The organism is Coleofasciculus sp. G2-EDA-02 (assembly GCF_040226375.1).
Classification (GTDB): Bacteria; Cyanobacteriota; Cyanobacteriia; order Cyanobacteriales; family Coleofasciculaceae; genus Coleofasciculus.
The window spans coordinates 1-8,362 of record NZ_JAVKEW010000048.1 but is presented as its reverse complement, the minus strand read 5'-3'; the positions used below and the strand labels follow the sequence as shown (position 1 = coordinate 8,362).

Here is an 8,362-nt window from a genome sequence, read left to right as displayed (position 1 = left end):
CTCCGGTTTTCACCCATTTCTGGGGTAAAGTTAGCCTCGCCAAGGTTATCGGTCGGTAACTGTCCAAAAAGCACTGTTTCAGTGACCTTAAAACTGTTTAACTTTTCGGTTCTAGAGCAGCAAACTGGCTATCGCATCCGCTGGTAGGTCTTTAACACTTGCCGATAACGTAGTGCGCTTAGCACTTAGGCTGGTAAGCACAGCTTTAACTTATTTGGCTAAAGCTCCGTGTCCCTTCGCTTCGCTTATCGGGCAAGCTTTAGACCGGGGTTGCTTACACCAGCAAATATGTTCAGGAGCGTGTTTATCTGAATTTTCCTGACACCCCCTCCACCCAGACATGCCTCTGCGGCTGACTTACAAAAGGAGCTTTACCTCCGAGTGACTCTTACCTTGCTAGACATGATAGCGCAATCACAGATTCTGACAAGATCTAAATTAGGATTGTAAACTTATGTAAAACAAACACGCTGTATCGATCATGATTTCTCGTCGCACCCTTGTGAGCATTCTCTTGGCAAGTTGTCTAGCTTGCTTAACTTGGTTACACATCACTCCCGCCGCTTATGCTCTCGGCGGTAAACAACCGCCACTAAATGAGCCTGCACCAGAGTTTACACTACCGACTAATAGTGGGGATGGGGAGGTATCGCTCTCCGATTACCGGGGGAAATGGGTGGTTCTGTACTTTTATCCCAAGGATTTTACCTCAGGTTGCACCCTAGAGGCTCGTCGCTTTCAGCAAGATTTGCCTGAATATATAGAGAGAAATGCCCAAATTTTGGGAGTGAGTGCAGATGATGTAGACTCCCATGCCGATTTTTGTGACTCAGAGGGGTTGAAATTTCCCCTTTTAGCAGATACAGATGGGTCAGTGAGTCAGGCGTATGGCTCTTGGATGGGGTTTGTCTCCCTACGCCATACTTATATCATTGATCCTGATGGCATCTTACGGGAGACATTTCTCGGCGTTCGACCGGCGATTCATAGTACAGAAGTACTGGCACGGTTGGATGAGTTGCGATCGGTGACCTAAGCATCATCCACTACCAGAAGGAACCTGTAGGGGCGACCCGCTTGTATTGGTGTCAACTTAAGCGCCAACAGCAGGGGGAGCAGGGGAAGCAGGGGGAGCAGGGGGAGCAAGAGGAGGCGATTGAAATCGCTGCTACACAAACTTTCGTCCGCCTGCGCGGACTGGGTTATAACAAGGGTAGCGTTCCCCGGATTTGGTATCACATTTCTAGTCCATTCAATTGGATCGGGTCGCCCATTACTCAACCCATTCGGCTTTCTTCACCTAATTTCGGCAGGAGGCTCCCGCTATAGCTAGAGGGGGACTTATCGAGCCTTTAGGCGAGTACCCCCGATAGTTTAGCGGTGAGAGGAATGCCCTTGGAAAACGGAAGGACGGAGTTTTCCAATAAATGCTCATTGCAGTGATAGAATTTATCAATGGAAAAGCAAGTGTTAACGATAGTCTGCAAAATCAACCCGACACCCGAACAGGTGGCCAAGATAGAGGTAACTCTTAAGGCGTTTGCGGATGCTTGCAACTATATCAACGAAGTCGTAGAACCCAAGATTACCCATAACGTGACCATCCAAAATCAAGTTTATGGCGAAGTGCGGGAACGTTTTGGACTAGCTTCTAACCTTGCCATCCGCGCCATTAATCGGGTGAGTGCCAACCGCAAAACAGCCAAGCGGATGAACAAACCTGTCAGAAAATTTCTCCCCACTTCTGCTGATTATGATGCTCGAATCTTCTCTTTTAAGGAGAAAGATTGGTCGGTGTCGTTAACGCTAGTTGGGGGGAGAGAACGTTTCTTGGTTGATGTCGGTAGCTACCAGAAAGGAAAACTATCTGGTTTTACGCCAACATCAGCAACGCTGGTTAAACATCAAAATGATACCTACTCAGTTAATATTCAAGTAAAAAATGATGCCCCAAATCCTCAAAAATCCCAAGGTGTAATTGGGGTGGATTTGGGGCGTCGTGACGTGGCTGTGACTAGTGAGGGAGAAAGGTTTTCAGGACAACAAATAACAGAGGTTCGAGATAAATATTCAAAGGTAAGAGCATCTCTCCAGAAGAAGGCTTCAGAAGGCACAAGATCAACTAGGCGTAGGGCTAGGAGATGCTTGAAACGGTTATCTGGTCGCGAGAGACGCTTTCAGTCGTGGGTTAACCATAACGTCAGCAAGCACATTGTTGGCAAGGCAAAACAGTTGGGTGCCTCAATTGCAATCGAAGACTTAACAGGAATTCGCGAGCGCACTAACAAGCAACCAAGAAACAAGACTGAACGCAGACGCTCAAATTCATGGGCGTTTTTTCAGCTACGAACTTTTTTGGACTACAAAGCTCTTGGGGCTGGGGTTGAGGTAATCAAAATCAATCCAGCCTATACCTCGCAAACTTGCCACAAATGCCTACACATCCATCCAGTAAAAGGAAAGTCCTACCGTATTGGTAAGACTTTCTCTTGTGGACATTGCAACTGGAAGGGTGATGCTGATTTTAATGGTGCCAACGTAATTAAACTTTTGGGGGCTTCTGTAAACAGCCCTGGAGGTTCGTACCTGTCGTGTGAACTACGTCGGAAAGTAGAGACGTTGCATGCAACGTCTCTACATCCAACCTAGTTTATAAGGGTTTGGTACAGGGCTACTGAAAGCCTACACCATACCTGTACTCAGGTTGGTGTAGGTAGTTTACAACCCATGAGCCGCCAACCGATATATCTACCCTTTGCAGAAGGAAAATGGCAAATGAGAATGAGTCTCAAAGCCCTTGCTCCCCAGGATTGGATTGAAATTGATGATCAGTTTGTCAAGTATTTGTTACAAAAAGATACTCTGCTCAAGTCTCGACATTCAGAGGTATTTGCTAGTCTCCCCGGAACCGAAGCCAGTCAGAAAGAGGTTCTAGATTTACTGCTTGATCATCTGCACAAACGCTTTCCCCACTATTATCGACGCCACGGTCAAACTATTGACGCGATCGCAACAAATCAAGTTTGGCATATTCCTGACTTTGAGTCAGCACCTCTGGATTTAGCTGGGCGTCTGGTACAGGAGGATTTATTATTGATGGAGCGATCGCGTCAAGGGTATCGCTTAGTCGCCGCCTCCCTCTGTTTTCCCTTGCGTTGGCGACTGCGAGAAAAGTTGGGGTGTCCTCTGACTCAAATCCACGCCCCGGTTCCGGTTTGTAAGGTTTAATATATCAGTATGGCGAAAAAGGATAACACTTTAAAAAGCAGTACGATAAATAATTCATCTCCTCTAGTATCACTTTATTGGGATTGCCAAAATGTTAAAGTCAGCCAAGAGAGAGCCGAGTTTTTGCAAGCATTTGCCAACGAACAAGGTGATGTAATTTGTCAAAAAGCATATTCCAATTGGCAGCGAGAAAATAAAAGCTATGCCAAATTTTTAAGTGGTATTGGTTTTCAAAGAATTAATGTTCCCTCCTTGACCAGAAACAGCGTAGACAACCAACTAATAGTTGATTGTATTGAAGAAGCCTATAGTAATGCCTCAGCTAATATCTTCATTATCGCATCAGGAGATGGTGATTTTACCAGTCTAGGTCATGTCTTAAAAAATAAAGGGAAGAAAGTCATAATTTTCGCTCAACAAGGTGGGGTAAGTCAGAGTCTAATTGATATTGCTGATGAATCCCACATCATAGAAAGATTAGATGAAATATCCAAACTTCCTTCCTTCCGCGACCGTTCTCTTCTCAATCGTGCCCTCACCCACCGTTCATACATTAACGAAAACCCTAGTGCAGGTGAAGACAACGAACGTTTAGAGTTTCTCGGTGATGCTGTACTAAATTTTATTAGTGGTGCGTTTCTCTATAATTATGATCCAGCGATGAAGATGAGCGAATCTCAACTGACACGTCTGCGAGCTAAATTAGTTGAAGAGCAACAGTTAGCAATATTTGCAAAAGAACTAGAGTTAGCTAAAAAAATGAGGTTAGGTAATGGTGCTATAAAAGAAGGAGGACGCAAAAATTCGTCGTTGCTCAGTGATACGTTTGAAGCCGTTGTTGGTGCTTACTTTCTCGATTCAGGTATTGAAGCAGTTATCACTTTTATTGAACCTTTGTTGAGTTCTGCAATTAGAGATCTCTGTTCCACTGAAACAACTCTAGATAATAGTATTCTCGTGGACTCCAAAGGTCGATTTCAGCAGTGGGCGCTAGCCAACTTTGTCCAAAACCCGGAATATTTTGTTATCGATGAGTCGGGACTAGATCATGCCAAGGAATTCACGGCTGAAGTGCGCGTAAATGGTAAAGTTTACGGTGTCGGAAAAGGTCGCCGTAAACAAGATGCTGAAAAACGTGCAGCCGAAGCAGCACTTAAAAAAGTTGGAGTGGGATAAACTTCTGGTGACACACCGGATAGAATAGGAGAATAGAATCCCCGTTAAAATCGGAGATCGTAGGGGCACGGCAATGCCGTGCCCCTACAAGCTTAAAGATTTCTGAATAATAGTTGTTGCCAAAAGGGTGCAAGACAAGATACAGGAAATCACTCAGTAAGTTTATCGGGCGTGCTGCTGTTGTATTGTCGTAAATTCGGCTTAACTACTCCCTTTTTGGTCAAGATAGCAGTGCGATCGCCTGTCCAATGCCCGCACCGCCACCTGTGACTAGAGCAATTTTGTTATCGACTCGACCCATAGCCTACGTACCAAGGGCCCAACCTACATCTTGCCTCCACACCTGTGGAAAACGGAAACTTGATCTAGATTGGGTATTGACTTAGGCACAACAGCTTGCTATCGTGTACAGTAATAGGCATCTCGTTAAGGTTTCATAGAAAGTCCTCAGCTATGCTCAACTACAATAGCTACTTTTATTTTTGGTTTACGGAGGTTCACCGGAGGTGAGTAGAGTTCCTCATGGAACCCCCCGGTGGACCGCAGAGCGAAAGCTGCGGTCTTTTTGTTTTTTAAGGAGTATCTGATGACAACCTACCTGAGTAACTCGTTTTACGGATTTTACTTTTTTTGGTTCGGAAGTGGTTCCGGGTAGGTGATGCTGCGTTTAAATTTTGTCAGAACCCGGAACCCGCAAGGAACCGGGTTTTTTTGTTGTCCACTGATTGTATAAAGGAATTCGTCTGATGTTGAATGCTACGCTTGCCACTCAATCCGATCGCCCAACTCTGGTTCATCTGTCGAATCGTATCACCTTCGGGGGTGAGGAACTGGTGATTATAGCCGGTCCTTGTACGGTTGAGAGTCAATCGCAGATGGAAACGGTTGCGACTCAATTGCAACGCGCCCCAGTTCAAGGGTTACGCGGCGGTGCTTTCAAACCCCGTACTTCTCCTTACTCGTTCCAAGGATTAGGGATAGAGGGACTAGAGATATTATCTCAGGTGCGATCGCGTCATCAAATTCCTGTGGTGACTGAAGTCATGTCCATTTCCCAAATCGATTTAGTGGCTGCCCATGCTGATATGCTTCAGGTGGGCAGTCGTAATATGCAAAACTTTGATTTACTCAAAGCCTTGGGTGAAGTTAATAAACCGATTCTGCTGAAGCGGGGACTAGCGGCGACTCTAGAAGAATTCGTCATGGCAGCTGAATATATTCTCAGTCATGGGAATTCTCAGGTGGTGCTGTGCGAACGGGGGATTCGGAGTTTCGATACCTATACCCGGAATGTCTTGGATTTAGGGGCAGTTGTGGCACTCAAGCAGATGACCTCATTGCCTGTGATTGTAGATCCTTCCCATGCGACGGGCAAACGGGAATTAATTCCCGCCTTAGCGAAAGCGGCTGTCGCAGTGGGTGCGGATGGATTAATCATTGAGTGTCATCCAGAACCGGAAAAATCCGTATCTGATGCCCGTCAAGCGTTATCGTTAGATGATATGGTGCAGTTGGTTCACAACTTACACCCCGTCGCCGCCGCCGTCGGGCGAAAAATTCCAGCCAGTTTAGCTGCTGTGTCAGCTTGATCGGTAATTTTTGCGATCGCGCAAACCCAACAGAGGGCTATTTTTTTAATTGAGTTTTCGGCTGATGCGATCTTCTCATCCCGGAATGGGTTCCGGGATGTTGTCATTTTTTCAGCTTGAAGCTGGATTCGCTAAACTGCTTTCCGCACAAGGAGTATAACTATTCCCATAACTAGAAAACCAACTCCCCACCAAAGAGAGTTGCCAGGGAAACTCTTGAGCAAGAGGGTTACGATTCCCGAAGTAAAAAGCGACCACCCTATCGTTGTTCTATATTGCATAAATTATAGCTAAGCCTCAAAGATTTAATGAACAGGGATGTACCCTGAGATACTGCTTAGGATAGTCTGGGAATCAGATGACAACCTCCATCAATAGATATAGAGGGATTGCAACTGCTTCTTTTATTTGACAGCAAGCCGGATCTGTGAACGAAGAATCCCCGCCCTAAAAGTGCGGGGAGCGTCAGCGGCGACTATTGTATTAAATGCGTAAATGCGCCCATTCATACCAAACTTCCCATGGTTGAACGTCCAGTTGCTAATCACTTAGGCTTTTACGCTCTACCTGCGACAGAAAATTAGTCAATCGGGCGGGTTGAGTGAAGATATCATTTTGAGCCAAAACGTTATCCGTAAAACCCGCCCCTACCACTCTCTTGATGATTACCTGAATTACCGGGAATTCACGACAGGAATGTGACCATTGACATAGTAGTTTCGGGTTCCTTTAGCATTAAGAGCTTCCCCTAACCGATTCAACGCATGAACGTAAGCGGCGGTTCGTAGGGAAACAGCTAACTCCTTAGCAATTAACCAGATCTGTTGGCTTTCCTCCACAATTTTCTGTTTCAGATGCTCATTCACTTTTGCCAATGTCCAATAGAGTCCACTGCGGTTCTGCACCCATTCAAAATAGCTCACCGTCACCCCTCCCGCATTGACTAAAATATCAGGAAAGACAAGAATACCTTTGCTATCTAAAACTTTATCGGCTTCGGAGGTAATCGGACCATTTGCCACTTCAAAGATATATCGGGCGCGGATATCATTGACATTATCCAGGGTAATTTGATTCTCCAACGCGGCGGGAATCAGAATGTCTACATCTAAGGCTAAGAGTTCCGCATTGGTTAACCGTTCATGTTCAACAATATTGCAAACGGTGTCTTGACAGTAAACCGCTTGCAGGCTTTGACTTGAGGTTTTATACTGACGAATGCTGGGAATATCTAAGCCTTTTTTGGCATAAATTCCGCCTTGAGAATCACTGATGGCGACAACTTTATACCCGGCTTTTGCCAACAATTCTGCCAATACCGCCCCGGCTTTACCAAATCCCTGAATCGCGATTGTGGTATATTGGGGAGTCAGATCCAGTTTAGGCGCTATAGATTCAATGACAAAGTAAGCCCCAGTCGCCGTTGCGCCGTCGCGTCCCACACTTCCACCCATGGTAATGGGTTTACCTGTGACGACACCGGGACTAATTTGACGGCGGATGATACTATATTGATCCATCATCCACCCCATAATCATGGCGTTGGTGTAAACGTCAGGGGCGAGAATATCAACATCGGGTCCGATAAAATCTGCGATCGCGTCAATGTAACCGCGACTGAGGCGTTCGAGTTCTAGTTTGGATAAGGTTTTGGGATTTACTGTCACTCCCCCTTTAGCACCACCGAAGGGTAGATTTAAGACGGCACATTTAAATGTCATCCAAAAGGCGAGGGATTGAACTTCATCCAAGGAAACATTGGGATGATAACGTACACCACCTTTTCCGGGTCCCCTGGTGTCATCATATCGCACCCGATACCCTTGTACCATTTGTAATGAGCCATCATCCATGCGAACCGGTATGGACACACTTAGGCTCATTTTGGGATGCTTTAAGCGTGCGATCGCATCCTCAGAAATTAAGACATGTTTCATCGCGGCTTGCAATCTGGTGCCAGCATCGGCTAATAATGAATCAGACATTCCATTGTTCCTCCTATTGGACTATTGGATTGGATTGACGACGCGAGAGAATTTCACAGCAAGGCAAATCCCCCCCTGGGGTTGGGTTAAACTGGGAAACTCAATCACCAGCGTTAGCCTCAGCATTGCTGGCTTGACGATTGAAGTTCCTGATGATCAGACTCCAGCGCCAGTGGGGTAATTTTTGGTTTGGATTAAGCAAAACTTATATTAGACGCGAGCGATCGCGTTGCCTCTAATCGGTGATTCTGTGGACAAAGGTTGAAAACTAGGCATAACTGTATCCATCCTGTCGGTGAATAGGTTGGCAGTACTTGTGGTTGATAATCTGAAGCTTGCTTTTAGCTGTAGAAATATCAAACTGCCCAGTCGCTCGAACCGTAA

At 45.8% G+C, this 8,362-nt stretch carries 6 protein-coding genes and 1 pseudogene; 6 read left to right on the top strand and 1 reads right to left on the bottom strand.

The genetic code is table 11. The features are described from left to right. The first annotated feature begins 481 nt into the window (after positions 1 to 481). The 6 genes and pseudogenes from RLO19_RS04730 to RLO19_RS04705 form a co-directional block, all read left to right on the top strand. Positions 482 to 1,036 carry a peroxiredoxin gene (locus RLO19_RS04730; protein WP_446354293.1) on the top strand — a complete coding sequence of 185 codons (555 nt, stop codon included), beginning with the start codon at positions 482 to 484 and terminating at the stop codon, positions 1,034 to 1,036. A 419-nt stretch (positions 1,037 to 1,455) separates the two neighbouring features. After that, entirely contained in the window at positions 1,456 to 2,649 is a 1,194-nt protein-coding gene (locus RLO19_RS04725) for an RNA-guided endonuclease InsQ/TnpB family protein (RefSeq protein WP_446354292.1), read from the top strand. A 78-nt stretch (positions 2,650 to 2,727) separates the two neighbouring features. Next, positions 2,728 to 3,228, top strand: coding sequence for a heme-dependent oxidative N-demethylase subunit alpha family protein (locus RLO19_RS04720; protein ID WP_446354290.1), 501 nt, complete (start codon positions 2,728 to 2,730; stop codon positions 3,226 to 3,228). 9 nt (positions 3,229 to 3,237) lie between these two features. Then, positions 3,238 to 4,404, top strand: a complete 1,167-nt coding sequence (gene rnc / locus RLO19_RS04715; protein WP_446354288.1) for a ribonuclease III — start codon at positions 3,238 to 3,240, stop codon at positions 4,402 to 4,404. A gap of 746 nt (positions 4,405 to 5,150) precedes the next feature. Continuing rightward, entirely contained in the window at positions 5,151 to 5,993 is an 843-nt protein-coding gene (aroF, locus tag RLO19_RS04710) for a 3-deoxy-7-phosphoheptulonate synthase (RefSeq protein WP_446354286.1), read from the top strand. 485 nt (positions 5,994 to 6,478) lie between these two features. Continuing rightward, positions 6,479 to 6,577 (top strand): annotated as a pseudogene (locus RLO19_RS04705) (phosphodiester glycosidase family protein); the annotation flags it as partial. 90 nt (positions 6,578 to 6,667) lie between these two features. On the opposite strand, the gene RLO19_RS04700 reads toward RLO19_RS04705, so the two are convergent. Beyond that, the gene (locus RLO19_RS04700) at positions 6,668 to 7,978 is read right to left on the bottom strand and encodes a Glu/Leu/Phe/Val family dehydrogenase (protein WP_446354285.1); all 1,311 of its coding nucleotides are present in this window, start codon (positions 7,976 to 7,978) and stop codon (positions 6,668 to 6,670) included. Positions 7,979 to 8,362: the final 384 nt, after the last annotated feature.